The 26,792-nt window shown below is 67.4% G+C and carries 33 protein-coding genes and 1 tRNA gene; 25 read left to right on the forward strand and 9 right to left on the reverse strand.

Features of this window, described 5'->3' with window-relative positions; genetic code table 11:
- Positions 1-4: 4 nt before the first annotated feature.
- Positions 5-1,153, reverse strand: a complete 1,149-nt coding sequence (locus FHQ07_RS01625; protein WP_139715041.1) for a pyridoxal phosphate-dependent aminotransferase — start codon at positions 1,151-1,153, stop codon at positions 5-7.
- A 104-nt stretch (positions 1,154-1,257) separates the two neighbouring features.
- On the opposite strand from FHQ07_RS01625, the gene ccmA reads away from it, so the two are divergent.
- The 20 genes from ccmA (at position 1,258) to FHQ07_RS01720 (ending at position 16,292) form a co-directional block, all read left to right on the forward strand.
- Complete coding sequence (gene ccmA / locus FHQ07_RS01630) at positions 1,258-1,902, forward strand: heme ABC exporter ATP-binding protein CcmA (RefSeq protein WP_139715042.1); 645 nt, start codon at positions 1,258-1,260, stop codon at positions 1,900-1,902.
- Positions 1,899-2,570, forward strand: a complete 672-nt coding sequence (ccmB, locus tag FHQ07_RS01635) for a heme exporter protein CcmB (protein WP_139715043.1) — start codon at positions 1,899-1,901, stop codon at positions 2,568-2,570. The genes ccmA and ccmB overlap by 4 nt, the downstream gene beginning before the upstream one ends.
- Positions 2,571-2,574: 4 nt before the next feature.
- On the forward strand, positions 2,575-3,324 hold the full coding sequence (locus tag FHQ07_RS01640; RefSeq protein ID WP_139715044.1) for a heme ABC transporter permease: 750 nt from the start codon (positions 2,575-2,577) through the stop codon (positions 3,322-3,324).
- On the forward strand, positions 3,321-3,485 hold the full coding sequence (locus FHQ07_RS01645; protein ID WP_139715045.1) for a heme exporter protein CcmD: 165 nt from the start codon (positions 3,321-3,323) through the stop codon (positions 3,483-3,485). The genes FHQ07_RS01640 and FHQ07_RS01645 overlap by 4 nt, the downstream gene beginning before the upstream one ends.
- Complete coding sequence (ccmE, locus tag FHQ07_RS01650; RefSeq protein ID WP_139715046.1) at positions 3,482-3,961, forward strand: cytochrome c maturation protein CcmE; 480 nt, start codon at positions 3,482-3,484, stop codon at positions 3,959-3,961. The genes FHQ07_RS01645 and ccmE overlap by 4 nt, the downstream gene beginning before the upstream one ends.
- Positions 3,961-5,883, forward strand: a complete 1,923-nt coding sequence (locus FHQ07_RS01655) for a heme lyase CcmF/NrfE family subunit (RefSeq protein ID WP_139715047.1) — start codon at positions 3,961-3,963, stop codon at positions 5,881-5,883. Before ccmE ends, FHQ07_RS01655 begins: the two co-directional genes overlap by 1 nt.
- Positions 5,880-6,425: a DsbE family thiol:disulfide interchange protein gene (locus FHQ07_RS01660; protein WP_139715048.1), complete on the forward strand. Its 546-nt coding sequence runs from the start codon at positions 5,880-5,882 to the stop codon at positions 6,423-6,425. The genes FHQ07_RS01655 and FHQ07_RS01660 overlap by 4 nt, the downstream gene beginning before the upstream one ends.
- Positions 6,425-6,862, forward strand: coding sequence for a cytochrome c-type biogenesis protein (locus tag FHQ07_RS01665; protein WP_139715049.1), 438 nt, complete (start codon positions 6,425-6,427; stop codon positions 6,860-6,862). Before FHQ07_RS01660 ends, FHQ07_RS01665 begins: the two co-directional genes overlap by 1 nt.
- Positions 6,862-7,866: a tetratricopeptide repeat protein gene (locus FHQ07_RS01670; RefSeq protein ID WP_139715050.1), complete on the forward strand. Its 1,005-nt coding sequence runs from the start codon at positions 6,862-6,864 to the stop codon at positions 7,864-7,866. Before FHQ07_RS01665 ends, FHQ07_RS01670 begins: the two co-directional genes overlap by 1 nt.
- 85 nt (positions 7,867-7,951) lie before the next feature.
- Entirely contained in the window at positions 7,952-9,091 is a 1,140-nt protein-coding gene (gene metX / locus FHQ07_RS01675) for a homoserine O-acetyltransferase MetX (protein ID WP_139715051.1), read from the forward strand.
- 32 nt (positions 9,092-9,123) lie between these two features.
- Positions 9,124-9,729, forward strand: coding sequence for a cysteine dioxygenase family protein (locus FHQ07_RS01680; RefSeq protein ID WP_139715052.1), 606 nt, complete (start codon positions 9,124-9,126; stop codon positions 9,727-9,729).
- Positions 9,730-9,760: 31 nt separating this feature from the next.
- Positions 9,761-9,846: transfer RNA gene (locus FHQ07_RS01685), tRNA-Leu, on the forward strand.
- Between the two features lie 192 nt (positions 9,847-10,038).
- Positions 10,039-11,274 carry a tyrosine-type recombinase/integrase gene (locus tag FHQ07_RS01690; protein WP_139715053.1) on the forward strand — a complete coding sequence of 412 codons (1,236 nt, stop codon included), beginning with the start codon at positions 10,039-10,041 and terminating at the stop codon, positions 11,272-11,274.
- Between the two features lie 90 nt (positions 11,275-11,364).
- Entirely contained in the window at positions 11,365-11,994 is a 630-nt protein-coding gene (locus tag FHQ07_RS01695; RefSeq protein ID WP_139715054.1) for a hypothetical protein, read from the forward strand.
- 160 nt (positions 11,995-12,154) lie between these two features.
- Complete coding sequence (locus tag FHQ07_RS01700) at positions 12,155-12,370, forward strand: helix-turn-helix transcriptional regulator (RefSeq protein WP_139715055.1); 216 nt, start codon at positions 12,155-12,157, stop codon at positions 12,368-12,370.
- On the forward strand, positions 12,367-12,528 hold the full coding sequence (locus tag FHQ07_RS14255; protein WP_168191432.1) for a hypothetical protein: 162 nt from the start codon (positions 12,367-12,369) through the stop codon (positions 12,526-12,528). The genes FHQ07_RS01700 and FHQ07_RS14255 overlap by 4 nt, the downstream gene beginning before the upstream one ends.
- A gap of 325 nt (positions 12,529-12,853) precedes the next feature.
- Entirely contained in the window at positions 12,854-14,074 is a 1,221-nt protein-coding gene (locus FHQ07_RS01705; protein ID WP_139715056.1) for a DNA-primase RepB domain-containing protein, read from the forward strand.
- Complete coding sequence (locus FHQ07_RS01710; protein ID WP_139715057.1) at positions 14,071-14,274, forward strand: hypothetical protein; 204 nt, start codon at positions 14,071-14,073, stop codon at positions 14,272-14,274. The genes FHQ07_RS01705 and FHQ07_RS01710 overlap by 4 nt, the downstream gene beginning before the upstream one ends.
- Positions 14,271-14,852 carry an HGGxSTG domain-containing protein gene (locus FHQ07_RS01715; RefSeq protein ID WP_139715058.1) on the forward strand — a complete coding sequence of 194 codons (582 nt, stop codon included), beginning with the start codon at positions 14,271-14,273 and terminating at the stop codon, positions 14,850-14,852. Before FHQ07_RS01710 ends, FHQ07_RS01715 begins: the two co-directional genes overlap by 4 nt.
- Before the next feature lie 1,245 nt (positions 14,853-16,097).
- On the forward strand, positions 16,098-16,292 hold the full coding sequence (locus FHQ07_RS01720) for a hypothetical protein (RefSeq protein WP_139715059.1): 195 nt from the start codon (positions 16,098-16,100) through the stop codon (positions 16,290-16,292).
- A gap of 375 nt (positions 16,293-16,667) precedes the next feature.
- Here FHQ07_RS01720 and FHQ07_RS01725 read toward each other — a convergent pair whose 3' ends face one another.
- From FHQ07_RS01725 to FHQ07_RS01745, 5 genes are all read right to left on the reverse strand, one after another.
- A complete protein-coding gene (locus tag FHQ07_RS01725; RefSeq protein ID WP_139715060.1) occupies positions 16,668-17,114 on the reverse strand; it encodes a hypothetical protein in 447 nt (148 codons plus the stop codon).
- 10 nt (positions 17,115-17,124) lie between these two features.
- A complete protein-coding gene (gene phaC, locus FHQ07_RS01730; protein ID WP_139715061.1) occupies positions 17,125-18,201 on the reverse strand; it encodes a class III poly(R)-hydroxyalkanoic acid synthase subunit PhaC in 1,077 nt (358 codons plus the stop codon).
- A gap of 1 nt (position 18,202) precedes the next feature.
- Entirely contained in the window at positions 18,203-19,273 is a 1,071-nt protein-coding gene (gene phaE / locus FHQ07_RS01735) for a class III poly(R)-hydroxyalkanoic acid synthase subunit PhaE (RefSeq protein ID WP_139715062.1), read from the reverse strand.
- Positions 19,274-19,334: 61 nt separating this feature from the next.
- Positions 19,335-19,967, reverse strand: a complete 633-nt coding sequence (locus FHQ07_RS01740) for a CDP-alcohol phosphatidyltransferase family protein (RefSeq protein WP_206202331.1) — start codon at positions 19,965-19,967, stop codon at positions 19,335-19,337.
- A 43-nt stretch (positions 19,968-20,010) separates the two neighbouring features.
- Positions 20,011-21,708 carry a 3-hydroxybutyrate oligomer hydrolase family protein gene (locus FHQ07_RS01745; protein ID WP_168191433.1) on the reverse strand — a complete coding sequence of 566 codons (1,698 nt, stop codon included), beginning with the start codon at positions 21,706-21,708 and terminating at the stop codon, positions 20,011-20,013.
- A 225-nt stretch (positions 21,709-21,933) separates the two neighbouring features.
- Here FHQ07_RS01745 and FHQ07_RS01750 point away from each other — a divergent pair, with 225 nt between their 5' ends.
- Positions 21,934-22,743, forward strand: coding sequence for a 3-hydroxybutyrate dehydrogenase (locus tag FHQ07_RS01750; RefSeq protein WP_139715064.1), 810 nt, complete (start codon positions 21,934-21,936; stop codon positions 22,741-22,743).
- A gap of 10 nt (positions 22,744-22,753) precedes the next feature.
- Entirely contained in the window at positions 22,754-23,419 is a 666-nt protein-coding gene (locus tag FHQ07_RS01755) for a response regulator transcription factor (RefSeq protein WP_139715065.1), read from the forward strand.
- Positions 23,420-23,443: 24 nt separating this feature from the next.
- Here the strand turns inward: FHQ07_RS01755 and FHQ07_RS01760 are convergent, their stop codons facing one another.
- Entirely contained in the window at positions 23,444-23,653 is a 210-nt protein-coding gene (locus tag FHQ07_RS01760) for a twin transmembrane helix small protein (RefSeq protein ID WP_139715066.1), read from the reverse strand.
- Complete coding sequence (locus FHQ07_RS01765) at positions 23,650-24,015, reverse strand: hypothetical protein (protein ID WP_206202332.1); 366 nt, start codon at positions 24,013-24,015, stop codon at positions 23,650-23,652. Before FHQ07_RS01765 ends, FHQ07_RS01760 begins: the two co-directional genes overlap by 4 nt.
- A 113-nt stretch (positions 24,016-24,128) precedes the next feature.
- Between FHQ07_RS01765 and FHQ07_RS01770 the strand changes: the two genes are divergently transcribed.
- Positions 24,129-25,547, forward strand: coding sequence for an aminotransferase-like domain-containing protein (locus FHQ07_RS01770; protein ID WP_139715067.1), 1,419 nt, complete (start codon positions 24,129-24,131; stop codon positions 25,545-25,547).
- Positions 25,548-25,583: 36 nt separating this feature from the next.
- Here FHQ07_RS01770 and FHQ07_RS14655 read toward each other — a convergent pair whose 3' ends face one another.
- Entirely contained in the window at positions 25,584-25,727 is a 144-nt protein-coding gene (locus FHQ07_RS14655; RefSeq protein ID WP_168191402.1) for a hypothetical protein, read from the reverse strand.
- A gap of 33 nt (positions 25,728-25,760) precedes the next feature.
- On the opposite strand from FHQ07_RS14655, the gene FHQ07_RS14430 reads away from it, so the two are divergent.
- On the forward strand, positions 25,761-26,525 hold the full coding sequence (locus FHQ07_RS14430) for a serine hydrolase domain-containing protein (protein WP_240703525.1): 765 nt from the start codon (positions 25,761-25,763) through the stop codon (positions 26,523-26,525).
- Positions 26,526-26,780: a hypothetical protein gene (locus FHQ07_RS14435; protein WP_206202335.1), complete on the forward strand. Its 255-nt coding sequence runs from the start codon at positions 26,526-26,528 to the stop codon at positions 26,778-26,780.
- The last annotated feature ends 12 nt before the right edge of the window (positions 26,781-26,792 follow it).

Below are 26,792 nucleotides of genomic sequence, written 5' to 3' on the forward strand. Positions count from 1 at the left end.
TGGCTCACAGTTTCTGCAACCGTTCGATGGCGGCGTCCAGCGTGGCCTCGTTCTTGGCGAAGCACAGCCGCGCCAGGCGCTGCCCGCTCGGCGGGGTTTCATAGAACGGCGACAGCGGGATCGCGGTGACGCCGTGCTCGATGGTCAGCCAACGGCAGAAGTCGATATCGTCGAGATCGCTGATCGCGGAGTAATCGACCAGCTGGAAATAGCCGCCCGGCACCGGCAGCGGCTTGAATTTTGTGGTCAGCAGCTGTTCGCGGAAGCGGTCGCGCTTGGCTTCATAGAACGCGCCCAGCTGTTCGTAGTGCTCCGGCTCCTGCTCGATCATCTCGGCGAAGGCGTGCTGCGCCGGGGCGAAGGTGCAGAAGGTGTTGTACTGGTGCACCTTGCGGAATTCCGCGGACAGCGCCGGCGGCGCGACGGCATAGCCCAGTTTCCAGCCGGTGCAGTGGTAGGTCTTGCCGAAGCTGGAAACGACGAAGGCGCGCTCGCGCAGTTGCGGGTAGCGCAGCACCGATTCATGGCGGGCGCCGTCGAACACGATGTGTTCGTAGACCTCGTCGCTGAGCAGGATGATCCCGGTGCCGTCGAGGATGTCGATCAGCTCGCGCATGTCGGCTTCCGACAGCATCGCGCCCGAAGGGTTGTGCGGGCTGTTGATCATCAGCATCCGCGTGTTCGCGGTGATCGCCGCGCGCACCGCGTTCCAGTCCGGTGCGAACGTGAGCGGATCCAGCGCCACGTGCACCGCCTTCGCGCCGGCCAGGTCGATGGCCGGCTCATAGCAGTCGTAGCAGGGATCGAGGACGATGACCTCCTCGCCCGCGCGCACCACCGCGTGGATGGCGTCGAAGATCGCTTCCGAGGCGCCGCTGGTCACGGTGATTTCGGCGTTCACGTCCGGCCGGTAGCCGTAGCAGCGCTCGGTCTTGGCGGCGATCGCCTGCCGCAGCGCGGGGATGCCGGTCATCATCGAATACTGGTTGTGGCCGGCGCGCATCGCCCGGTCCAGCGCGTCGATCAGGCGCTCGGGCACCGGGAAGTCCGGGAAGCCCTGGCCCAGGTTGACCGCGCCGTGCTCGGCGGCCAGCTGCGACATCACGGTGAAGATGGTGGTGCCGACCTTCGGCAATTTGGTGGCGATCTGCATCGATGCGAGGCTCGTGGGGATGCGCCGAGTTTACGGAATCCGGGGCGTCCGGCATGTGACCGTTGGCCATGCCGGTAGGACGTACCGTTTAGAATCCACGACCAATGTCCGATGCCTCCGTCTCCTCGATTGCCCTGCTCGCCGTGCGTGGGCTCGCGTTTTCCCGCGACGAGACGCCGATCTTCGGCCCGCTGGACTTCTCGGTGGACGCCAACGAGGCCCTGCTGGTGCAGGGCGGCAACGGCGCCGGCAAGACCACCCTGCTGCGCGTGCTGGCCGGCCTGCTGCGTGCGGATGCCGGCCTGGTGGAGATCGACGGCCGGCCGGCCAGGCCGGAATCGCGGGCGCGGCATATCGCCTACCTCGGCCACCTGCCGGGGCTGAAGGCCGACCTGTCGGCGCTACAGAACCTCGAGTTCCTGTGCGGCCTGCATGGCCGGCGCAAGGCGCAGACGGCGGAGGCGGCGATGGGCATCGTCGGCCTCGGCGGTTACGAGGATGCGGCGGTGCGCACGCTGTCGGCCGGGCAGAAGAAGCGGCTCGGGCTGGCCCGGCTGTGGCTGTCGCCGGCGCCGTTGTGGCTGCTCGACGAGCCCTACGCCAACCTCGACCTGGATGGCATCAACCTGGTCAACCGCATGGTGCAGGCGCACCTGCGCAGCGGCGGCGCGGCGCTGATCACCACCCACGGCGCCTACGCGGCGCCGCCGGTGCGCACGCGGATGCTCGAACTCGGCGGTGCCGCATGATGCTGCAAGCGGCCAAGGCGCTGGTCCATCGCGACCTGCAGCTGCTGTGGGCACGCCGCGGCGATGCCTTGCAGCCGGCGCTGTTCGCCCTGTTGACCGTGGTCCTGTTCGCGCTGGCGCTGGGCGGCGATGCGAAGTCGCTGGCGCCGGTGGCGTCCGCCGTACTGTGGCTGGCGGTGCTGCTGGCCGGCCTGCTGGCGCTGGACAGCCTGTTCCGCGGCGACGCCGAGGACGGTTCGCTGGAGCAATGGATGCTGGCGCCGGTGCCGCTGTGGTGGCTGGTGCTGGTGCGCACGCTGATGCACTGGGTGACGACGGCGCTGCCGGTGATCGTCGCGGTGCCGCTGCTCGGCGAACTGCTGCACCTGCCGCGCGCGCAACTGCCGGTCTTGATGGCCAGCCTGCTGCTGGGCACGCCGATCCTGAGCCTGCTGGGCGCGGTGGTCGCCGCGCTCACCGTGGGCATGCGCCGCGCCGGCGTGCTGGTCGCCCTGCTCGCCCTGCCGCTGTACGTGCCGGTGCTGGTGTTCGGCGCGGGCGCGGTGGCGGCCTCGGCGCAGGGGCTGGATGCGGTGGGTGCGCTGCTGTTGCTGGGCGCCGGGCTGGCGATCTCGCTGGTGCTGGCACCGCTGGCTGCTGCGGCGGCGCTGCGCATCGCCCATAATTGAGGGGATGAATCCCCTGCTCCGCTGGTTCCACCAACTCGGTTCGCCACCGTACTTCGACCGCTTCGCCGCCCGCTGGGCGCCGTGGGCGTACCTGTGCGGCTTGCTGACCATGGGTATCGGCCTGTATGGCGCGCTGTTCGCGGTGCCCGCCGATTACCAGCAAGGCGACAGCTTCCGCATCCTGTACATCCACGTGCCCAGCGCGTGGATGAGCATGGCGATCTTCGCGCTGATGGCGTTTTACGCCGCGATCGCCCTGGTCTGGCGGATCAAGCTGTGCGAAATCCTGGCGATGGCCTGCGCGCCCAGCGGCGCCGCCTTCACCTTCGTGACCCTGGCCACCGGTTCGATCTGGGGCAAGCCGATGTGGGGCACCTGGTGGGACTGGGATCCGCGCCTGACCACCGAACTGATCCTGCTGTTCCTCTACCTGGGCGTGATGGGCCTGTATGCCGCCATCGACGACCGCCGCAACGCGGCCCGCGCCGCGGGCTTCCTCGCCATCGTCGGTGTGGCCTTGCTGCCGGTGATCCGCTGGTCGGTGGTGTGGTGGAACTCGCTGCACCAGGGCCAGACCATCAGCCTGTTCGGCAAGTCGCACATGGACCCGAGCATGTTGTGGCCGCTGATCTGGATGATCGTCGGCACCAAGTTGTGGTTCGTCGGTTCCCTGCTCAGCCGTGCCCGCGCCGACAACATGCGCCGCGAAGCCGGCAAGGACTGGGTGGCGAAGCTGGCCGGAGGCACGCCATGAGCTACCGCGACTACGTCATCGCCGCCTACACGGTGTTCGCCGCGGCGATGCTATGGGACTACATCGCCCCGCGCCTGCAGATCCGCGCCGCCCTGCGCGCGGTCCGCCAGCGCGCCACGCGCGCGGCCACGCGCAACACGCCAACGGAACTCGAACGATGAACCCGACCCGCAAGCGCCGCCTGTGGCTGGTGCTGGCCGTGGTGGTGGCCGCCGCCATCGCCACCACCCTGATCGCGATGGCGCTGCAGCGCAACGTCGCCTACCTGTACACCCCGAACGAAGTGCTCAGCGGCAAGGCTGGCGCGAACGTGAGTTCCGGTGAAGCGCGCTTCCGCCTCGGCGGAATGGTCGCGGCCGGTTCGTTCAAGCGTGCGCAAGGCTCGATGGAAGCGCATTTCGACGTCGACGACGGCGATGCAAAACTCCCGGTCGTCTACACCGGCATCCTGCCCGACCTGTTCCGCGAGAAGCAGGCGGTGGTCGCCACCGGCCGCATGCGCGGCAACGTGTTCGTGGCCGAGGAAGTGCTGGCCAAGCACGACGAGACCTACATGCCGAAGGAAGTCGCCGACAAGATGGGCGCGGCGCACAAGAAGCACGACGTGCAACCCGCGCCGCCCGAGGCCGCACCGTAATGCTTCCCGAGCTTGGCCAGGTCGCGCTGCTGCTGGCGCTGCTGGTCGCGGCCGTGCAGGCATTGCTGCCGCTGCTCGGCGCGCAGTGCGGGATCGGCCCGCTGATGGCGGTGGCGCGCCCCGCGGCCTTCCTCCAGCTGGCGCTGGTGGCGCTGGCCTTCGCCATCCTCACCCATGGCTTCGTGACCCAGGATTTCTCGCTGCGCTACGTCGCCGAGAATTCCAACTCGTTGCTGCCGATGGTCTACCGCTACACCGCGGTGTGGGGCGCGCACGAGGGCTCGCTGCTGCTGTGGGCGCTGATCCTGGCGCTGTGGACGGCGGCGGTGGCGCAGTTCTCGAAGTCGTTGCCGATGCCGGTGGTGGCGCGCGTGCTCGGGGTGATGGGCATCGTCGCGGTCGGCTTCCTCGCCTTCCTGATCTTCACCAGCAATCCGTTCGAGCGCCTGCTGCCCGCCGCCGGCGAAGGCCGCGACCTCAACCCGCTGCTGCAGGACCCGGGGATGATCATCCATCCGCCGATGCTGTACCTCGGCTACGTGGGCTTCTCGGTGCCGTTCGCGTTCGCCATCGCCGCGTTGCTGGAAGGGCGCATCGACGCGCAGTGGCTGCGCTGGACGCGGCCGTGGACCAATGTCGCCTGGGGCTTCCTCACCCTGGGCATCGCCATCGGCTCATGGTGGGCGTACTACGAGCTCGGCTGGGGCGGCTGGTGGTTCTGGGATCCGGTCGAGAACGCCAGCTTCATGCCGTGGCTGGCTGGCGCGGCGCTGCTGCATTCGCAGGCGGTGACCGAGAAGCGCGGCAGCTTCGGCGGCTGGACCCTGCTGCTCGCCATCGCCGCGTTCTCGCTGTCGTTGCTCGGCACCTTCCTGGTGCGTTCGGGCGTGCTGACCTCGGTGCATGCATTCGCCGCCGACCCGAGCCGCGGCCTGTTCGTGCTGATCTTCCTCGCCATCGTGATCGGCGGCTCGCTGCTGCTGTATGCGCTGAAGGCGCCGGACAACGACGCGCACCCGAAACCGTTCGCCGCCGCCTCGCGCGAGACCCTGCTGCTGCTCAACAACCTGCTGCTGACCACCGCCTGCGCGATGGTGCTGCTGGGCACGCTGTACCCGCTGCTGGCCGATGCGCTGGAACTCGGCAAGATCTCGGTCGGCCCGCCCTACTTCGCGCTGATGTTCCTGCTGCTGATGGCGCCACTGGTCGCATTGCTGCCGTTCGGACCGCTGACGAAATGGCAGCGCGAGGACATCGCATCGCCGCTGCGCATGCTCGCGCCCTGGGCCGGGCTGGCGCTGCTCGCCGGCATCGTCGCCTTCTTCTTCGCGCCGCAGGGCCAGTGGAAGACCGCCGCCGGCATCGTCGGCGCGCTGTGGGTCGGCTTCGGCACGCTGCGTTTCCTGTGGTCGCGCTGGCAACTGCAGGGCGCACGCCTCACCCGCGAAATGCTCGGCATGTCGCTGGCACACCTCGGCATCGCGGTATTCCTGGTCGGCGCCCTGCTAGTCGAAGGCCTGGCCCTGCAGCGCGAGCTGGCGGTGAAGCCGGGCGACACCGTCACCCTCGGACGACACGCCTTCCGCTTCGACGGCGTCGTCGAAACCCGTGGTCCCAACTACGTCGCCGACAAGGGCACCGTGCAGGTGCTGCACGACGACCGCATCGCAACCACCCTGCATCCGGAAAAGCGCCGCTATGCCGCCGGCGGCCAGGTGATGACCGAATCCGGCATCGCGCCCGGCCTGTCCGGGGATGTCTATGTCGCGCTCGGCGAGCCGCTGGGTGGCGGCAGCTGGGCGCTGCGCGTGCACATCAAGCCGTTCGTGCGCTGGATCTGGGCCGGTGCGTTGCTGATGGCCCTGGGCGGCTTCGTCACCGCCACCGACCGCCGCTTCCGTACGCGCAAGGAGAGCGCATGAAGACCTCCCGCTGGCTACCGCTGGCCGCGTTCTTCGCACTGGCCGTCCTGCTCGCCGCCGGGGTGTGGATGAGCCGCAAGCCGGACCGCGACGCCCTGCCCTCGCCGCTGATCGGCAAGCCGGCGCCCGCCTTCGCGCTGCCGGTCCTGCACGAACCGCAGCGCACGGTGACCCTGGCCGACCTCAAGGGCCAACCGTTCCTGCTCAACGTCTGGGGCAGCTGGTGCGTGGAATGCCGGATCGAGCATCCGGTGCTCACGCGCTTCGCCGAGAGCCGCCGCCTGCGCGTGATCGGCTACAACTGGAAGGACGAGCCCGCCGACGCGCTGCGCTGGCTGGAGCAGTTCGGCAACCCGTTCTGGCTGGTGCTGGCCGATGTCGAAGGCCGCAGCGCCATCGACTGGGGCATCTACGGCGCGCCGGAAACCTTCCTGGTGGATCGCAACGGGGTGGTCCAGTGGAAGCACGTCGGCCCGCTGAGCGACGAGATCATCGCCAAGGAGCTGATGCCGGCGCTGCAGAAGAGCGAGGGATCGCGCTGATGCGCCTGTTGCTTGCCCTGCTGCTGTGCATCGCATCCTGTTCCGTGTTCGCGCAGGCGAACCAGGAGGCCGACGCCACGCCGCTGCAGTTCCGCGATGCCGCCGAGGAAACCCGCTTCCACGCGCTGGCCAGCGAATTGCGCTGCGTGATGTGCCAGAACCAGTCGCTGGCCGATTCCAACGCGCTGATCGCGCTGCAGCTGCGCCGCGAGGTGCTGGAGCTGATGCGCGACGGCCGCAGCGACGGCGAGATCGAGGACTACCTGGTGCAGCGCTACGGCGAATTCGTGCTGTACCAGCCGAAGGTCGAAGGCCGCACCTGGTTGCTGTGGCTGGGCCCGGCGTTGCTGCTGCTGGCCGGTGCCGGCGTGGTCGTGGCCATCGTGCGCAGGCGCAAGCCGCAGGCGCTGCCGGCCGATGACGGGCAGGAGTGGTGATGACGGTCTTCCTTGTCCTCGCCGCGGTGTTGACGCTGGCCGTGTTGGCGGTGCTGCTGCGGCCGTTGTGGCGCGATGCGCGCGGCGTCTCGCTCGGCATCGGCGTGGTCGTGCTGGCCTCGACTGCGTTGCTGTACCGCATCGTCGGCACCCCGCCGGCACTGGATGCGGCGAACCTGAAAGCGCCGGACACCCTGGGCGATGCCATCGCCCAGCTCGAAGCCGAGCTGCAGCGCCATCCCGAGCAGGCCGAAGGCTGGCGCCTGCTGGGCCAGGCCCTGCAGCGCGAAAACCAGCCGGCGAAGGCGCGCGATGCCTACGCGAAAGCCGCGAAACTGGCGCCGGACGATGCCGCCATCGCCACCGAAGCGGCGCAGGCGCGTGCGCTGGCCGACGACAAGCGCCTGTTCGACGCCGAAGCCGTCGCCTTGCTGCAGCGCGCATTGAAGAGCGAGCCCGACAACCAGCGCGCCCGCTGGTTCCTCGGCATCGCGCAGCGCCAGGCCGGCGACAACGCCGCCGCCGCCGCGACCTGGGAGCCACTGCTGGCGCAGGTCGATGCCGCCACCGCGGCCAGCCTGCGCAAGGAGATCGACCATGCACGCACCGCCGCCGGCATGGAACCGTTGCCGGAAACTGCGCCAGTCGTCGCCAATGCCAACGCCTTGCAGGTGCGGGTGGCGCTCGATCCCGATTTCGCCGCGCGCGTGCGCCTGCGCGGCGACGCTTCCGTTTTCGTGATCGCGCGCGCGCCGGATGGCCCGCCGATGCCGGTCGCGGCGGAGAAACGCAGCGTCTCCGAACTGCCGTTCACCGCCGTCCTCGACGACGGCGACAGCCCGATGCCGACCCGCAAGCTGTCGCAGCTGCGCGAGGTCGAGCTGGTCGCGCGGCTGTCGACCAGCGGCGACGCGATGAAGCGGGACGGCGACATCGAATCCAGGCCGGTGCGCGTGAGCTTGCCGGCCAAGGCGCCGGTCGAGCTGGTGATCGGCGCGGAATGACCGCCCGCCGCGTCATGCTGCACGGTCATCGCTGCATGCGGATCCCGACCAAGGCGCGCTGCCTGCTGCCGCTACACTTCCGCGCATGACCGAATTCATCCCGCCCGGCACGCGCTGGTTCGAGCTGCCCTCGCCGTTCCCGATGAAACGCGGCGGCGCGCTGCACGGCGCGCGCATCGCCTACGAAACCTGGGGCGAACTGGATGCCGCGCGCGGCAATGCGATCCTGATCGTCACCGGCCTGTCCCCGGATGCGCATGCCGCGGCCAACCCCGGCAACCCGGAACCGGGCTGGTGGGAGTCGATGCTCGGCCCGGGCAAGCCGATCGACACCGACCGCTGGTTCGTGGTCTGCGTGAATTCGCTCGGCAGCTGCAAGGGCTCGACCGGGCCGGCGTCGATCGATCCCGCTACCGGCGGCCCGTATCGCCTCGATTTCCCCGAACTCTCGATCGAGGACGGCGCCGATGCGGCGGCCGCGGTCGTGCACGGGCTGGGCATCCAACGGCTGGCCTGCGTGATCGGCAATTCGATGGGCGGGATGACCGCGCTGGCGTTGCTGCAACGGCATCCCGGCATTGCCGGTTCGCACATCAATATTTCCGGCGCGGCGCGCGCGCTGCCGTTCTCGATCGCGATCCGCTCGCTGCAGCGCGAGGCGATCCGGCTCGACCCGAACTGGGACCAGGGCGGCTACGACGACGCGACGTACCCGGAATCCGGCATGCGCATGGCGCGCAAGCTGGGGGTGATCACCTATCGCTCGGCGCTGGAATGGGACGGCCGCTTCGGCCGCGTGCGGCTGGACTCCGACCGCCGCGACGACGATGCCTTCGGCCTGGAGTTCGAGGTCGAAAGCTATCTGGAAGGCCATGCGCGCCGTTTCGTGCGCCGCTTCGACCCGAACTGCTATCTCTACCTCAGCCGCTCGATGGACTGGTTCGACCTCGGCGAGCAGTTCGGCGGCGACGTCATGCGCGGGCTGGCCGCGATCCGCATCGACAAGGCGCTGGCCATCGGCGTGCGCACCGACATCCTGTTCCCGTTGCAGCAGCAGGAACAGATCGCCGACGGCCTGCGCGCCGGCGGCTGCCAGGCGGACTTCCTGCCGCTGGAATCCCCGCAGGGCCACGATGCCTTCCTGGTCGATTTCGAGCGTTTCGGGCCGGCCGTCCGCGGGTTCCTGGATGCGCTCCGACCTTCGGCACATGCATTGAAGGCATAAGCACATAACCCGGCGTTTGGTACACTCGCCGCATGAACGCTTCCTGTTGCGAGCCCGTCGATTTCCCAGGCCAGGCGAAGTTCATCGCCGCCGTCGATGCCGCCGTCGCCAGCGGCGACCAGCACGCGGTCACCGCCGCCCTGCGCAACGCGCTGTGCGCACTGATCCGCGATACCGAAGTCCAGCTGCCCTGCTGCGTGCAGGACGCGATCGTCGACCACTACGCCCGCCGCGAACTCTATCGCAGCCCGCAACACGGCTACAGCGTGGTGGCGATGACCTGGGGCCCGGGCCAGGGCACCCCGCTGCACGACCATTCCGGCCTGTGGTGCGTGGAAGGCGTGTGGCACGGCGAGCTGGAGATCACCCAGTACGAATTGCTGGAGACCAACGGCGATCGTTTCCGCTTCCGCGCCGCCGGCGGCATGCTGGCCGGGCCCGGCAGCGCCGGCAGCCTGATCCCGCCGCACGAGTACCACACCATCCGCAACGCCAGCGCGGACCGGATCGCGGTCTCGCTGCACATCTACCAGGCCGAGATGGCCTGCTGCGCCAAGTTCCAGCCGCTGGCGTCGGATGCCTCGGGCGAATGGTTCGTGCGCGAAGCGGCGACCCTGGCCACCGACAAGGCCGCCTGAGCGCCGCGCTCGGCTATACTTCGCATCCCGCGCCGGTGTGGCGGAATGGTAGACGCAGCGGATTCAAAATCCGCCGGCAGCGATGTCGTGGAGGTTCGAGTCCTCTCACCGGTACCACAATAGAGTTTCGGGGCGTCCCGCAAAATCCCGAAAACCCCTGAAACCCGCCTAGATGGCCGGTTTTTTTGTTTCCGGGCCATCCCGAGCCGTCCCATTGCAGCGCGTTCCCTGTGGGGGTACCTTTGGGGGTACCGGGGCGCAGACCCCCGATTTGTCCCCATTTGTGGGGGTACCGGCAGGGGGTACCGAATGGCGAAGATTGAACCCGGAAAAGCTGGCGCAGGCGAAGCCGTGACGGTCGCGCAATTGAAGGCGGCGAAGCCCGGCAAGCTGGGCGTAGGCGGCGGGTTGTTCCTGCTGACCAAAGACACCGGCGCGCAGCTATGGCGGATGAAGTACCGCCATGCTGGCAGGGAAAAGCTGCTGTCTTTCGGCAATTTCAAGGACGTGACGCTAGCTAAGGCCCGCGCCGAACGCGACAAGGCCCGCGCGCTGCTGCGCAACGGTATCGACCCCGCCGACGCGAAGCTGGCCCGCGACAACGCGGCCAAGCGCACCGCCGACGCCGCCTTTCCGAAAGTGGCCGCCGCTTGGCTGGAATGGAAGCGGCAGGAATGGGCACCCGAAACGCACCGCAAGGCAACGTATGTCGTGGATGCCTACCTAACCCCTACCCTGCGCCGCCAGTCCGTCACCTCTCTGACAACGCAGACCGCCGCCGATGCGCTGAACGGCATCCCGCCATCGCTGGCCGCGAAGGCACGGCAACACCTGGGCGGCATCGTGACGTTCGCCATCCGCAAGGGGCTGCGCGATGATGGCCGCTTGTTGGCCCTGCGCGGCGCGGTTCCGAAACAGGACAAGGGCCATATTCCCGCCGCAACCGACCTTGCCGACGTGCGCGCCGTGGTGAAGGCCGTCGCCGCCTATCCGGTTCCTGTCACGCGCGCTGCGTTGTCCGTGGCAATGTTGACCGCGCAGCGGCCCGGCATGGTGGCCGCGATGGAATGGGCCGACGTGGACTTGGACGCGGGCGAATGGAGCCTGTCCGCCGACAAGATGAAAACCCGGCACGCGCACCTTGTGCCGCTGTCATCGCAAGCCGTGGGACACCTGCGGGCCATGCTCGCCTTCACCGGCGGCAAGCAATACGTATTCCCGCCGCTGGCACGCCAGAAAACCCCGCACCTGCACCGCGACGCACTGAGTGCCGCGCTGCGCCGCATGGGCTTTCAGGGCACCCATGCAACGCACGGCTTCCGGGGCATGTTGCGCACCGTCGCACGCGAACGCCTGCGGATGGATGCCGACGTGTTGGAAGCGCAGCTAGCGCATGCCAAGAAAGGCGACGTGCAAAAGGCGTATGACCGAACGCAGTTCATCGATGAACGCCGCGAGCTGGTGCAGGCATGGGCCGATTACTTGGACGTGCTCGCCAGCGATGACGGCAAGGTGACGCCGATCCGCAAGCGCAAGGCCGCATAACCGAACACCTGCACCTAGCCCGACGGGGCGAAAACGCCGTTCACCCTGCGGCGCTGGTGCGGGAACTTTTCAGGGCGCAGGGGGTGGGCGATGGTGGGAAGCTATGAGGAAAAATATGGTGACTGGGAGGGCAACCTGCCCGATTGGGTGACCGGCTGGCGACTTGTCGAAGCTGTCACGATACGGGCGGCGGCTTGCATTCTGACAGGCACAGACCCGGCACCTTATCGCTATGGCAATTCAATCTTGCCAAGCGACGTGGAAGCAATGGAAACGGCACTAGAACAAGCGATTTTAATGGGACGGCTTAGACCGTTTGCGGCTTGGGCATATAACCCCCAGTTGTCCGAAGAGGTTCCCATTGCAGAGGATGAAATCGACCCGCACTTAAACCTTGTGTCCAAGCAAACAACGGTTCGGGTTGTTGATCTGGTTGAATGGGCCGATGCGCGCGGAGTTCCGCATTGCTGGCGAGTGGCCAATACACCGTCCGGCAACGCCTCCGACCTTGCTGACTTCCCCGACGAACTTCGCGCAGCGGTTGAGGCGTTCAAGGCCGTACATGCCGACCCGCGCGCACTGGCGGGGAAGTCACCGAGGCAGGCTCTAGGGGCTTGGCTAAAGGCGAACAAGCCCGGGCTATCGGAAGGCGCACGCGACCGCATCGCCACCGTGGCGAACTGGCAACCGACAGGCGGCGCGCCTAAGACTCCCGGCTAACCTACCCCGGTAGTGGTGGGGTAGGTTCCTTCAAATGGCGGGTGCGGTTTATTGAACCTGCCCCGCTATTCAACGCGCCGACTATTCCCAGAATCGAGCATCGCTGCATCCCGCAGCGGCCAGTGCCAACCGGCACCGGCCCGCACTGTAGGAAACACCGATGCCGACCGATCAAGTCACTCCCTACCTGCTGCGCCTGCCGAGCGTTAAACGCTTGTGCGGGCTGTCCCGTTCCGAAATCTACCGGCGCGTTGCCGCTGGCACTTTCCCTGCACCCGTGAAACTGGGCGAGCGTGCGAGCGCGTGGCCCGAGCATGAAATCGCAGCATGGTGCGCTTCCCGTATCGCTGCGCGCGATGCAAAGGCGGCGGCATGACTTCCCCCGACCTGCTGCAAACAGCGCTTGCCGATATCGACCGAGCCCGTGACCGTCTGCATCGCTACGCCGACAACACCGACAACCCGGCTCCTGGCGCAGTGGAAGCCGCCGACCTGTTGGACGCAGCGCGCGACGCATTGGATGGTGCGGCATGACCGCGCCTAAGACTCGCGGCGCGGCGATCACCGCGCATTGCCGCGAATGCACGCATGACCCGAGCGCGATGGGGACATGGCGGGAACAGGTAGCGGCTTGCCATATCACCGCCTGCCCGTTGTGGACGTTCCGGCCATTGCCTGCCCATGCACCCGATTGGATCAAGTCCCGCAACCCCGGCGACCTGCCCGATGGCTACGGCAGACTCCGCCACGATGACGCGATCCGTACCCTGCGCGGAAACATCGACGCTAGGGGCGCATATGGCCCCGAAACTGGCCCACGGCTGACAACGCAGCATGGGGGCGCTAGTGGGGTAGCGGCATGACTACGGCGCGGTTCCTTTCGCTGTTCGGTGAACGCTTCACGTTCCAGACCTTCGACGATTCGCCGGCCAAGTCGCCGGCCCTGTCGCGCGTCATGCACGGCACGTTGCGGGAACATGCGGCCACGCTTGCCAGCTTGAACGAACGGGGCGCGGGCGTCTTTTTCATGGTGAACGCTGGCGATGGAAGGGGGCGCAAGGCGGGCAACGTGCGGCAGGTGCGCGCGTTGTTTGCAGACCTGGACGGCTCGCCGCTGGCACCCGTGCAAGCTGCTTCACTGCCGCCGCACTGCATCGTGGAATCGTCGCCGGGGCGCTGGCACGCCTATTGGCTGGTGACGGATTGCCCGCTGGACAGGTTCAAGCCGATGCAGCAGGCGTTAGCCGCGCGCTTCGACGGCGACCGCAAGGTGTGTGACCTGCCGCGCGTCATGCGCCTACCGGGCTTCGACCATCGCAAGGGCGAGCCGTTCACGACGCGGGTTGTCTCGCTGGACGCCGACCGCGCGCCGTACCGACTGGCCGAACTGGTGCAGGCATTCGACTTGAACCCCGCGCCTGTCGCGTTGACGGCTCACAAGCGGCGCACCCTGCCCGATGCCATCCCCGACGGCGAACGCAACGACACTCTGCTATTGCTGGCCGCTGGACTTGTCCGTAAGGGGCACGATATGCAGGCCGTGAATGACCGGCTGCAACGGATCAATGCCGAACGCTGCCAGCCGCCGTTATGCGCATCGGAAGTGGATAGCATCGCCGCGCAGGCCGTGGGCTACGGTTCCGATGGCTTCACCCTGCTGCCGCACAAGCTACTGGACTCGCCGCAATGGAAGGCGCTGTCGCCGCCAGCGCATGATGTGATCCTTACCGCGTTCCGCCGCTTCGACGGATTCAACAATGGCAACATCGCGCTGACCCCTGCGGACTTCGACGGGCGGCCCGGTATGACAGAAAGCGCGTTCAAGCGGCACCGTCGCCGCGCGCTGGCATCCGGCATCCTGCGATTGGCGAAGCACGGCAAGCCGACGCAAACGGGCCGAACACCAGACCTTTACGCCATTGCCGATTGTTGGCTGCCCGAATCCGCTAGGGATCAAATCGATCCTTTGCGCATGGGATCAAAAAGAACCCCCTACATAGATAAACAGGCTCTTGCCGTTGAAGGCATCCATGAGGGGCAGACAGGCAGGCGGCGCAACGCAAAATCGAGGGCGGCATGATGAATCGACTTCCTGATGACGTAGTGCAGGCGTTGGCCGCTGCGAAGCGCACGCCGGGCTGGAATAACCGCAACCCTACCGTTCGCCGCTTCGAGATTGGCCGCTATGGGCTGGACTGCACCCTGTACGTTGTCCCGGCCCGCGCATGGGCCTATCGCCGCGCGGAGCGTGACGCGCAGGCATGGCGCGCGCAGGCATGACGGACGCCGACGGCTACCTGAGCCGCGACCGCGAACACCTGGCGAAGCTGCAACGGCAACGCCGGGCGCGCATGGTGCGGATCGATTACATGCCGACGGATGACGCGCTGGCGGCGATTGAGGCCAAGCGGGCGACGCTGCGACCGGGAAGCGTGGCGGCGACCAATAGCGCCGTGTTGGATGCCATCGTGACGGAATGGGCGACGCTGACCGGAATAAACTGCGATGAATTAGAAAGGCCCATGACTCCGGCGAACGGGCCGGAATTAACGGACGCTATCGCGCAGGCGCGTATGACTTCGGAGCCGTTGCCGGATTGGCTGTTGCAACGTATGGCGAAGGTAAAGCCAACGCCAGCCAAGCGCATTCCCTGCGGGGCTACGCGACACCGCGACGGCCAGCCCTGCCAAGCCCTGAGCGAACCGGGCAAACGCCGCTGCCGCTTCCACGGCGGACGTAGCACCGGCCCGCGCACGGATGAAGGCAAGGCCCGCGCGCTGGCGAACCTGATGCGAGGCGGAGTGCGGCCCGGGCTAGCGATCTTTGAAGGCAGACCGCATGATGAGGCTGTCGAATAGTGAAGGGGGATTTATGCGATTGGATTGCCTAGCTCTCGCCGCTCTACTCCTACTCGTAGCCACTGATTGCTTCCCGCAAGCACGCGAAGTCAAAGGTACGGTTTATAGCTACATCGACCCTGACGGAATGAGGCGCTACTCAAACAAGCCGCCCACGGGTGGCCAAGAAATGCGAACGATCAAGTACACGTACTACGAAGGCCAGAAAGCCTCCCCGCCTTACATCTTTCGTTGTCGCGTTGGTAAGGAGGATCGGTATTTTTCCGAACCGTTTGTTGGCTGCGTTGTTGTTGGCAGTGTTGCGCCACCGAAGCGCACATTCGGCGGCTTCGACTGCAAAGGCGATTGTTCGGGGCACCAGACCGGCTATGACTGGGCTACGCAGCGCCGAATAACTGACCCCGGCCAATGCGGCGGCAAGAGTCAATCATTCGTAGAAGGTTGCACCGTACGCGCAATGGGCATTGTCCCCTGACTCGTTCAGCAATCCGCCGTTAGAAAAACAATCAAAACGGTGAACCTGAAAACAGGGCGGAACAGGAAGGCGTGACCTGCTGCTAACAGTGGTGGAACAGTGGGCTTTCATTCCCTGAGACTGGCAAGGCATAGCCTGTCGCCATGCTCTATCCGTCCCAGTCTGCCGCTGCTGCTGCCCGCGCATCCGCACTGCGGAAAGAGTCGCGGGAACTGTCCAGACAACCGGCTATCGACGCAGCTACCCGCCGTGCCCGCAATGACCGCGCGGCATTCCTGCTGAGGCAGGCGGCCTATTGGGACAAGGAAGCATCTCGACTCGCGGATGAGGGCCGTTAGGCGAGACCTGGCAGAGCCGCTATCCCTGCGGCTCCCGTGCGCGTGGATGACCTTGCGGCGTCGCACGTTGCCAGTGGTGGCAGTCTGCCGATGCTGTGAGGGTGAAACAGTCGGAGAAGTCCGCGCGCTGGGGTAGGAAAAGACCTACCGGCTGCCTACCCGTTCCATATATGGGGATGCCGCGCAAAGGGGCTGGGGTAGCCGTGGCCGGGGGCGGGGGCGGGTCGAAAGTCTGGCCGTTGCCACGGACACCCCGCCTACCGCGCTGTTTTCGCGTATCGCCAAAACCCGGAACGCAAGGCATCGGACATAGGGGGCTGTTCCGAAGTCGGGGCGATCCTGCGGCCAGCCGCGCCGAACACTTCGCCTGTCATAAATCCACTGTTTTTTCCGTTTCGCATCCTGCGCGACGGCAAGGCGTAGCCTGTCACCATGCTCTACCTGTCCAAGTCTGCCGCTGCTGCTGCGCGTGCATCGGCACTACGCAAACAAGCCGCGCACCTGCCCGTGCCGCTTTCCTATGACCGCGCAGGCCATCGGGAACGCGATGAGCAAATCGCATTCATGCTGAGGCAGGCGGCCTACTGGGACAGGGAAGCATCGCGCCTTGCCGATGCGGGGCTGTAGGCCCGTCGGCAGGGGTAGCAAGCATCACGCGGGGGTACTTTTGGGGGTATTCCGGAAAACCGCTATCCCCTACCCCGCATAGAAAAAGGCTCGCACGGCAATAGTTCGGTTCCTCTCACCGTACCAGCAGGATGAAAAGCCACGCGATGCGTGGCTTTTTCGTTTGCGCGATTCACGGATCGCACAAAAGGGAAGACCCGATCTCGCGGGCCGCTATGTGCCTGGAGGGGATCGGGCCTTCTTGGGCCGGAGCGATTTTTCGTGGTCTGGATGATCACACGAAGTTTTTCTCCGACGACTGCACGCTACGCCTGCCCTCGTTAGGAAAAAGCTAAGCGGATCGCATTCATCCGACCGTTCGTCGGAACCGCCGGCTCAGGGTTTCGGCCACGGCCACCAGCCCTGCCCGGACAGCGCGTAACGATCCGCCGCGCGTTCGAAACGGTTGCGAACGCCCACGCCGCCGAACAGGAAATACAACGGCAGGAACAGCGGCCCCAGCACCATGTACTGGAACACGTGCGCACGCTCGTGGTCGCCGATCTGGATGCGCGGCTCCTCGCGATGGCCGGCGCGATGCGCATAGGTCACGCACGGCGAATCGAGCGTATCGCCGGTGTGCAGGATCACGTTGCCCAGGGTCAGCGCCCCGCCCGGCCCCCACGGCACCTTGTGGAAGACGACGGCGAAATCGCGCGCGCTCAGGTGCGCATGCGCCCCGGCAGCCATGCTGACCGCGCCGGCGAGCAGTCCGAGCGCGGTGTACGGCAGCGTCCATACGACGCCTATCGCCTGCAGCGTGCGCAACAGCCAGCGCGGCATCGGCTGCATCTCAGCGCGAGCGCTTGGCCAGCCAGTCGTGGATGGTCTGCGGCACTTCCTTCTGCGCGCGCCCGGACACGTAGATGCCGATGTGGCCGCCCTTGAACGACAGCTCGGTGTAATCGTCCGTTCCAGCCAGATCCTTCAGCACGCGCGAGGCGTCCGGCGGCACCAGGTGGTCCTGCTCGGCGTAGATGTTCAGCACCGGCATCTCGACCATGCCCAGGTGGACGTCCTCGTCGCCGACGCGCACCCCGCCTTTGACGAAGCCGTTGCGCTGGAAGAACTGGGTGTTGAATTCGCGGAAGGCCTCGCCGGCCTGGTCGGGCGAATCGAAGATCCACTTCTCCATGCGCAGGAAATCCTCCATCGCCTTGCGGTCGTCGAGGATATCGACCATGCCCACGTACTTCTGCGCGAACAGCCGCCACGGCTTCAGCATCAAGTACGTCAGGTTCATCATGTCCGCCGGGATGTTGCCCAGCGTGTCGACCAGCAGGTCGACGTCGATCTCGCGGTTCCAGTTCGACAGCATGTTGTCGGCGGTATGGAAATCCACCGGCGTGACCATGGTGATCAGGTTGCGCACCTTGCCCGGGTTCAGCGCCGAATAGCACAACGAGAACACGCCGCCCTGGCAGATCCCGAGCAGGTTCACCGACGGCACGCCGTGCGCCTTGCGCAGGTGGTCGATGGCGCCGCCGATGAAGCGCTGGATGTAGTCCTCCAGGGTCAGGAACTTGTCGCTGCGGTCCGGATAGCCCCAGTCGATGATGTAGACGTCCTGCCCGCGCTCCAGCAGCCCCTTCACCAGCGAACGGTCGGATTGCAGGTCGACCATGTACGGACGATTGACCAGCGCGTAGGCGATCAGCAGCGGCACATGCGCGGTCGGCGCCCGCTCGCCACGGTAGCGGTACAGCACGGTCTTGCCGTCGCGCCAGACTTCCTCGCGCGCGGTCACGCCGAAATGCACCTCGTCCATCCCGCGCAGGGTGCCGATGCCGGCTTCCAGCTTGCGCTGGAACTTCGCGGCCTCCTCGGCCAATGCATCGGCGGTGATGTTGAGCGGCCCGAATGCGTCCATGTCAGCGTTTCCTCGCGGCGGGCTTGGCCGGTTTGCGTGTGGCGGCCTGCTTCACCGCCTTGCCGGCGGTTTTCTTCGCGGCAGGCTTGGCAGCCTGCTTCATGGCCTGCTTCGTCGGTTTCTTCACCGCCTTCTTTGCAGGCTTCGGTTTCGATGCGGGTTTCGATGCGGCTCTCGTCGCAGGCGTGGCAACGGCTTCGCCATCGCCCGCCCTGCGCTGCATGCGGCGCAGCTGGCGCTCCAGCTCGGCGATCTTGCGGTGCGCGCTGTCGAGTTCGGTGCGGCTGGGCATGCCCAGCAGGTTCGCGGTCTGTTCGGCGATGGCCTGCGTACCGGCGCGCAACTGCATCTGCGCGTTGACCAGCTCGCCATAGGCCTTGCGGTATTCGGGCGACAGCGCGACCTGCGCATACGCTTCTTCGGCCGCATCCACCCACAGGTCGAACAGGGCGCGCACGCTGCCCAGCTGGCGGCCGGGCTCCTCGCGCTCGGCCAGCTTGGATTCGAAGCGCGCATACGCATCCTGCGAGGTCTTCGCCATCAGCGCGTTGTAGGCGGCCAGCGCGTCCTGCCAGCGCAGTTGCGCCTGGGCCAGCGCCTGCAGCCGCTCCTGGTGCTCGCGGGCGAAACCGAAGGCCGGCATGCCCAGCGTGCTCGCGGCTTCGTTGCGCAGGTTCTGCAGCCACGGTGCGGCGGCTTCGCTCCATTGCTCCAGCCCTTCCAGGCCTGGGCCGCGCATGCCATGGAACAGGCCCTGGAACGGATTGCCGCCGAGCATCTGCTGCCATGCACGGCTCACGTCCTGCGCACTATGGTCGCGGCCGCTGAACTGCGCGGCGAGCTGCTGCATCTGCCCGAACCAGTCGTCGTTCTGGCGATTGAAATGGCCGAGCACGTTGTCGAAGCCGCCTTGTCCGCCACTTGCCGCCTTCGTCCATGCGCCCAGCGCATCGCGGAGGCCCTGCAGGCCGGCATCCATGCCCGATTGCGGCGCGGCGCCGCGCAGCGCATCGCCCCATGCACCCCAGTACTGGCGCGCCAGCGCCTCGAAATCGCCCGAACCCTGTGCCATGTGTCCTCCGCTGTTGCGCGAATGCTAGCAATGCGGGTGTTGCGCCGCCATTGCAAGGCGCTCAGGGCTTGGGGATGCGCAGGGTCTTGCTGATCATCAGCGAGCCGGACAATGCGAACACCAGCACCAGCGGATGCAGTTGCCACGGGCCGAACTGCACCACGCCGAACGGCAACATCGCGCCGATGCGGTCGCTCCACGCCAGCCACGCGAGCAAGCCGACGATGGCGACGCTGGTCGGGATCGGCGTGCCCTCGAAATACTTCACCTTATCGCCACCATCGGCCAGGGTCTCGGCGGTGACGTTGTAGCGCGCCAGGCGGCTGACGCCGCAACACACGAAGTAACTCAGGATCGCCCAGTCCCAGCCACCCTGCAGGCCGCAGGCATAGCCAAGCGCGGCCGGCGCCACCCCGAAGCTGATCACGTCGGCCAGCGAATCCAGTTCGCGGCCCAGGGTGGAGGACACCTTGCGCCAGCGGGCGATGCGGCCGTCCAGTGCATCGAACACGAACGCCAGCGGGATCAGCGCCATCCCGACCAGCAGGTCGCGCACCTTGCCTTCCTGCAGGAAGCGCATCGCCGCGAAGATCGCGCCGGTGCCGCAGAACGCGTTGGCGAGGGTGAACCAGTCGGCGAGATGGAAATCCCGCAGCATCGAGAAATGGCGCTGCTTCAGATGAGGAGGTTTCATCCCGACAGCCTGCCAAAGCCGGCGTGACGCCGGCAAGTACGCCTCAGTGCGGCATCGCCAGGTTGTCGGCCGCCAGCGGCTTGCCGGCGCGCGGCACGCTGGCGATCACCGCATCGGCCGGCAACGCGCCCTTGCCATCGAGGTGCGCATCGACGCGATCCAGCGCGGCATACACATACGGCAGCAGCGGCAGGTACACCGCACCGTATTGCGGGAAGCCGAGGAAGGCATCGAAGTGCTGGGCGTTGCGCACCTGCCAGTAGCGCACATCGCGGTTCGCCGCCTGCGCCATCGCCACATAGGGCGCGCTGCTGAACGCCTGCGGGACCAGGCCATCGTCGGTGCCGTGGATCACCACCACCGGCAGCCCCTTGCGCGGCAGGCCGGCGCGGGTTTCCGCGATGCCCTTGCGCACGCGCTGCGCATCGGCGCCGTCGCCCGCCCATAGCGCACGCAGGCATTGCAGGCCGGTCAGCCCGAGATCGGCCATCGGCTGCGGATCGACGATTGCAGCACCCGCGCCCGGCGGAATGCCGCTGCCATCGGCGATCCATGACGCGCGTTCGGTCGCGGTGGCCGCGCGGGTCGTGGCATCCGGATTCACCGCCGAATAGCGGTAGCCGCAGGGATGCGCGTCGTGCGCATAGCGCCCGTAGGCCGAGGCATAGCTCACGCCGATCGCGCGCCACAGGTCGAAGGCCACACTGATCGAACCGGCGCGCAGCGCGGCATCGGTCCAGCCGCTTGCGTGCAGCTTCGCCAGCGCATCCTGCTGCTGCGCCTTCAGGTCGCTGCCGGACAACACGCCGTTCGCTGCCAGCACCGCGCATTTCGCGTCGCTGCCGGGCATCGCGGGAAGGCCCAAGGCCGGCAGCGCGCACGGCATCAGCAGCGCGGCTTCGGTGGTGTAGTCGTACAGGTTGCGCGCGCCGTGGCCTTCGGCCAGCACGTTCGGCTCGCCGGCGACGACCGCGTCCAGCCAGTCGTCGCCGTCTTCCGCCGCGCGCAGCACCGCGCCGCCACCGTTGGAAATGCCGACCGCGATCACCCGGGTGTTGGCGAAGGTGAACGGCGCCTGCGCCGGCAGCGCCTCGTTCAAGGACTGCAGCGCGAACTGCGCGGCTTGCTTCACGTGGCGGCCCCAGTCCGCTTCCGGGTTGTCCTGCGAATGCGCGTGCTTGTAGGCGATGCCGGAACCGCTGGCAGGCGCGGGCTTGAACGCAAGGTCGGCATCGGCTGCCGCGACCGTGCCATCCGCCGCGATGCCCTGCCCTGCATCCAGGTCGAAATAATCGGTGCCCGCGCCCTTGTCGGTATAGGCCACCGCGCAGCCCTTGGGCAGGCCCCAGGCGCCGGCCACCGCGATCGCGCCGTAGATCCCACGCGAACCGGACGATGCGGTCACCACGACGCAGCGTTTGCCGGCATCGAACGCATCCGGCAATTGCAGCAGCACGCGATGCGGCTGGGTCGCGCCCGGCACCCGCGCGAACGCGCTGAATTCGCGGCCGGGCACGCTGGCCACGCTGCCGTACAACTCGGCATAGCCACCGCCGGGGGCGAGGTCGGCGATGCCGCGCCAGTTCGCCCACAGCGCACGGCGACGCAGCTCGGCCGGCGTCGGATGCTCGGCATCGGCGAAGGCCGGCGGCAGCATCGCGCGCAGGCCGGCCAAGCCAAGCCCGGCGGTCAGCAGGTCGTCGCCGTCGCGATGCTCGGTCATGCGTTGCTGGTTGAACATGGGCGATTTCCCGGAGGCGGCAGGCAGGCCCGCGCAGGCGGACAAGAAGGCGATGGCGGCGATGCAGGCGCAAAGACGGAGTCTGTTCATGCCCCGACCATAGCCGCTGCGCATTGCCGGCGCATCGTACCTTCGTACCAGTGCATGGCCCGTGGCATCCGCGCCATTCCCACGCCCAGCCTGCTAGCGTATGCAGGCCCTGATGCAACGCAGCACGGATCCCTCATGAGCGACTACTTCCTGCAAGGCCGCACCGCGCTGGTGACCGGCAGCACCTCCGGCATCGGCCTCGCCATCGCCCATGCGCTGGCCGCGGCCGGTGCCAGGGTCGCGATCAACGGCCTCGGCACGCCGGAGCAGATCGCTTCGGCGATCGCCGAAGTCGATGCGGCCGGCAGTGGCGGCAGCAAGCACTTCGGCGCCGACCTGCGCGATCCCGCCGCCATCGAAACCATGATGACCGAACTGGCCGCATGGTCCGGCGGCGGCATCGACATCCTGGTCAACAACGCCGGCATCCAGCACGCGGTGCCGCTGCACGAGATGCCGGTGGCGAAGTGGAACGACATCATCGCGATCAACCTGTCCTCCGCCTTCCACACCATGCGCGCGGCGATGCCGGCGATGGCAGCGCGCGGCTACGGCCGCGTGGTCAACGTGGCCTCGGTGCACGGGCTGGTGGCGTCGAAGGACAAGGCGCCGTACGTGGCCAGCAAGTTCGGCATCGTCGGGCTGAGCAAGGTCGCGGCGCTGGAATACGCCGCGCAGGGCTCGCGCGATTCCGGCGGCATCACGGTCAACTGCATCTGCCCGGGCTGGGTGGAGACGCCGCTGATCGAGCCGCAGATCGAGGCGCGCATGGCCGGCGGCAGCCGCGATGACGGCGTGCGCGCCCTGCTGGCCGAAAAACAGCCCAGCCTGCGCATGACCCTGCCCGCCGAGATCGGCGCGCTGGCGGTGTTCCTGTGCCGGCGCGAGGCGCACAACATCACCGGCGCGGCGATCCCGGTGGATGGCGGCTGGACCGCGCAGTAATTCCATTTCGATGCCGTCCCTGCTCATCGCCGACGACCATCCGCTGTTCCGCGCCGCGCTGCGGCAGGCGGCACGCGATGCATTGGGCGAGGTGGAATTGTTCGAAGCCGGCAGCCTGGAAACCGTGCTGACCACGCTGGATGCGCAACCCCAGGTGGACCTGGTATTGCTCGATCTGCACATGCCCGGCAACCACGGGCTGGCGGGATTGGCGGCAGTGCGCGCGCAACACCCGGGCGTGGCGGTGATCGTGGTGTCCGCCAACGACGACCCGCGCGTGGTCCGCCGCGCCCTCGACCACGGCGCCGCCGGCTACCTGCCGAAGAGCGCCGGCCTCGACGATCTGCGCGATGCGATCCGCAGCGTGCTCGCCTGCGACACCTGGCTGCCGCCCGCATTGCGCGCATCCGTCACCCGTGCGCAGAGTTCGCCCAACGATGCGGCGTTGGCCGCGCGCCTGGCCAGCCTGTCGCCGCAGCAGTTCCGCGTGCTGGCGCTGGTTGCCGAAGGCCTGCTCAACAAGCAGATCGCCGACCGCCTGGACGTGCAGGAGCGCACGGTGAAGGCACATCTCACCGCGATCTTCGAAAGGCTTGGCGTGCGCAACCGCACGCAGGCGGGCGTGGTGTTGCGGGAACTGGAACTGTCGGATCCGGCGCGGCAGATCGAAGGCTGAAGCGCCGCGCGCGCGAAGCCGGGCTCAGCCGACGTTGATGCCGTGCGGCTGGATGTAGCCGCTGGCGATGCCGGCGCAGACCAGCAGGATCAGCACCACCGACAACCCGATGCGCTTGGTCAGCGCATTGACCGTGCGCTTGGTCGTGCCCTGGTCGGCAACCATGTAGTACAGGCCGGCGCCGAGGTTGTAGAGGATGAGGACGAGGAACGCGACGATGACCAGGGTCTTCATGGGCTAGCTCCGGACAGGCGGTTATTCGGCGCGCCCTTGCCGAGGCGGGCCGCGTGGGGCGCGACGATCAGGCGATTGCGCAGGAAACAGGCAGCGGTCATCACCCCGAGGAAGACGCCGTAGGACACCGCGGTGGCCAGCACCTGCGGCCAGATCGCGTCGACCGAGGCGTCGGCGTGGCGGTAGCTCCACTGCGTGCTGGCGAGGGTGGCCAGGCTCGCCAGCGCCAGGCTGGCGACGTCGAAGGCCCACCGTACCAGGGTGCGCGGCTGGCGCGGAAACGCCCAGTACAGGGCCGCCAGGATCAGGTACCACGGCAGGAACAGGATGAAGGCGAGATTGAGCTGGACGGTCTCGTTCACGGCTTGGCGCACACCGGTTTGAACCAGGTGCTAGCCTAGGCCGTTCATAACAGTTTTTCCCGCATCAGTTTTTGCTGGAAAAACCATATCAGTTGATCTTGCGGCCAGTTGCCATGAAGCGCTACCAAGCCCTCGCGGCGGATATCGCCGCATCGATCCGGAACGGAACCCTCAAACCCGGCGACAAGCTGCCCTCGGTGCGGCGGGCCAGCGCCAGCCGGCACCTCAGCCCGGCCACGGTGTTCCAGGCGTACTACCTGCTCGAGGCCAAGGGCCTGATCCGCGCCCGCGATCGTTCCGGCTATTACGTGGCGCACGGCGCGAAGGCATTGCCGCCGGAACCGGAAACCGCCTCGAAGCCGGATGGCGAAGCCCGCCCGGTGGTGATCAGCGAGCTGGTGGTGCGGATCCTCGAATCGGCGATGACGCGCGACGTGGTGCCGCTGGGCTCGGCATTCCCGAGCCCGCTGCTGTTCCCATTCGAACGCCTGGGCCGGGCGACCGCCGTCGCGATGTCGCAACTCGACCCCTGGTCCACGGTCAGCGAGCTCGCGCCGGGCAGCCACGCGCTGCGCCAGCAGATCGCGTTGCGCTACCTGGTCGATGGCATCCACATCAGGCCGGAACACATCGTCGTCACCAACGGCGCGATGGAAGCGTTGAACCTGTGCCTGAGCGCCGTGTGCAAGCCGGGCGATGCCGTGCTGGTCGAATCGCCCTGCTTCTATGCCTGCCTGCAGGCGCTGGAGCGGTTCGGATTGCATGCGGTGGAAGTCGCCACCGACCCGCGCGACGGCATCGACCTCGATGCGCTGGAAGCCGCCATCGCCCGCCATCGGCCCGCCGCCTGCTGGCTGATGACCAACTACCAGAACCCGCTCGGCAGCGCGATGAGCGAAGCCAAGAAGCACGCGCTGGCGGCGCTGGTCGCGCGCCACCGGCTGCCGCTGATCGAAGACGACGTGTACGGCGAGCTGTATTTCGACAACCGCAGGCCGACGCCGACCAAGGGCTTCGACGGCGACGGCTGGGTCATGCACTGCAGTTCGTTCTCCAAGACGCTGGCGCCGGGCTACCGCGTGGGCTGGACCAGCCCGGGGCGGTTCCTCAAGCAGGTCACCTACCAGAAACTGACGACCTCGCTGGCGACCTCGATGCCCGGGCAGCTCGGCATCGCCAGATACCTGGAGCGCGGCAGCTTCGAGCGGCATTTGCGCGGACTGCGGTTGTCGCTGCGCAAGAACCGCGACGAATACATCGATGCGATCGGCCGTCATTTCCCGGCCGGCACCAAGGTGAGCCGGCCGAGCGGCGGCTACTTCCTGTGGCTCGAGCTTCCCGGCGCGGTCGATGCCCTCGCGCTGCACGACAAGGCGATGGCGGCGGGCATCAGCATCGCGCCCGGCCCGATGTTCTCCGCGTCGCGCGGTTTCGGCGCCTGCATCCGCGTCAACTACGGCCATCCATTGACCGCGCGGGTCGAGGCCGCGCTGCGGACGATCGGGAAAACGGCGATCCGGCTGGCCGCCTGAACTCCGGACGCGGCCCGCTCCGCGCCGCTGCGGCCGCTAGCGGTCATGGCGCAGCTCCAGCATCCAGGTCCGCTGGTTGTACGGATGGAAGTTCCAGTAGGTCTGCGCGCCGATGTTGTCCACTCCCAGCGCCGCGCTCCAATGCGCATCGTGGCGATAGCGCAAGCGCGCATCGGCCACCAGGAACGGGCTGGTTCCGGTATAGGCGCGGCCGTGGATGTCGCTGTTGTCGAGCTGGTTGAACTGCTCGCCGCCGTAGCGCAGGCCGAGACTCAGGTCGTACCGCAGGCCGTCGAGCGCGGCGATTACAAGGCCATCACCAGCATTCTGGTCGCCCGCGACGGCAAGGTGGTGTACGACGCCGCCGGTGCCGAGGCGCGCCGCAACACCCGCTCGGCGACCAAGACCGTGGCCGGGATGCTGGCCGGACTCGCGGTTGCCGACGGACGCATGTCGCGCGGCTCGCGGATCTTCGACCTGCTGCCGACGCAACGCCACGCGCGGATGCTGAATCCGGATCCGCGCAAGGACGCGATCACCGTCGAGGACCTGCTGACGATGTCCTCGCTGGTCGAATGCGACGACGAGAACCAGTTCTCGCGCGGCAACGAGGAACGCATGTACCTGGTCGAGGACTGGGTGCAGTTCTATGCGGACCTGCCCGTGCAGGGCTTCCCCGCATGGTTGCCGAAGCCGGCCGACTCGCCGCACGGGCGGAGCTTCCGCTATTGCACCGCGGGCGTGACCGCCCTGGGCGAGGCGATCCAGGGCGCGGTGCACGAGCCGTTGCAGGCCTACGCGCAGCGCCGGCTGTTCGATCCGCTGGGCATCCAGGCGCCCGAATGGCAGTTCTCGCCGCTGGGCCTGGCCCAGGCCGGGGGCGGATTGGGCCTGCGCACCCGCGACCTGTGGAAGCTCGGCCAACTGTACCTGGACGATGGCCGCCACGATGGCAAGCAGCTCATTCCGGCGGATTGAGTGCGCCGCTCGATCGGCGCACAGGCAAGGGCGCGCGACGACGCCGACTACGGCTACCTGTGGTGGCTGATGAAGATCCCGTCCGGCGACTCGACCCTCACGCTTCCCACCATGGCCGGCACCGGCGGCAACGCGGTGTTCCTGCTGCCCGCCAGGCGGGCGGTGGTCGTGATCACCACCAGCAACTACAACGAGCGCCAGCCGCACCAGCTGACCTTGAAGTTGCTCACCCACGACCTGTTGCCGGCGCTCTAGCGCATCCGCTGG

It is taken from the genome of Thermomonas aquatica (assembly GCF_006337105.1).
Taxonomy (GTDB): Bacteria; Pseudomonadota; Gammaproteobacteria; order Xanthomonadales; family Xanthomonadaceae; genus Thermomonas; species Thermomonas aquatica.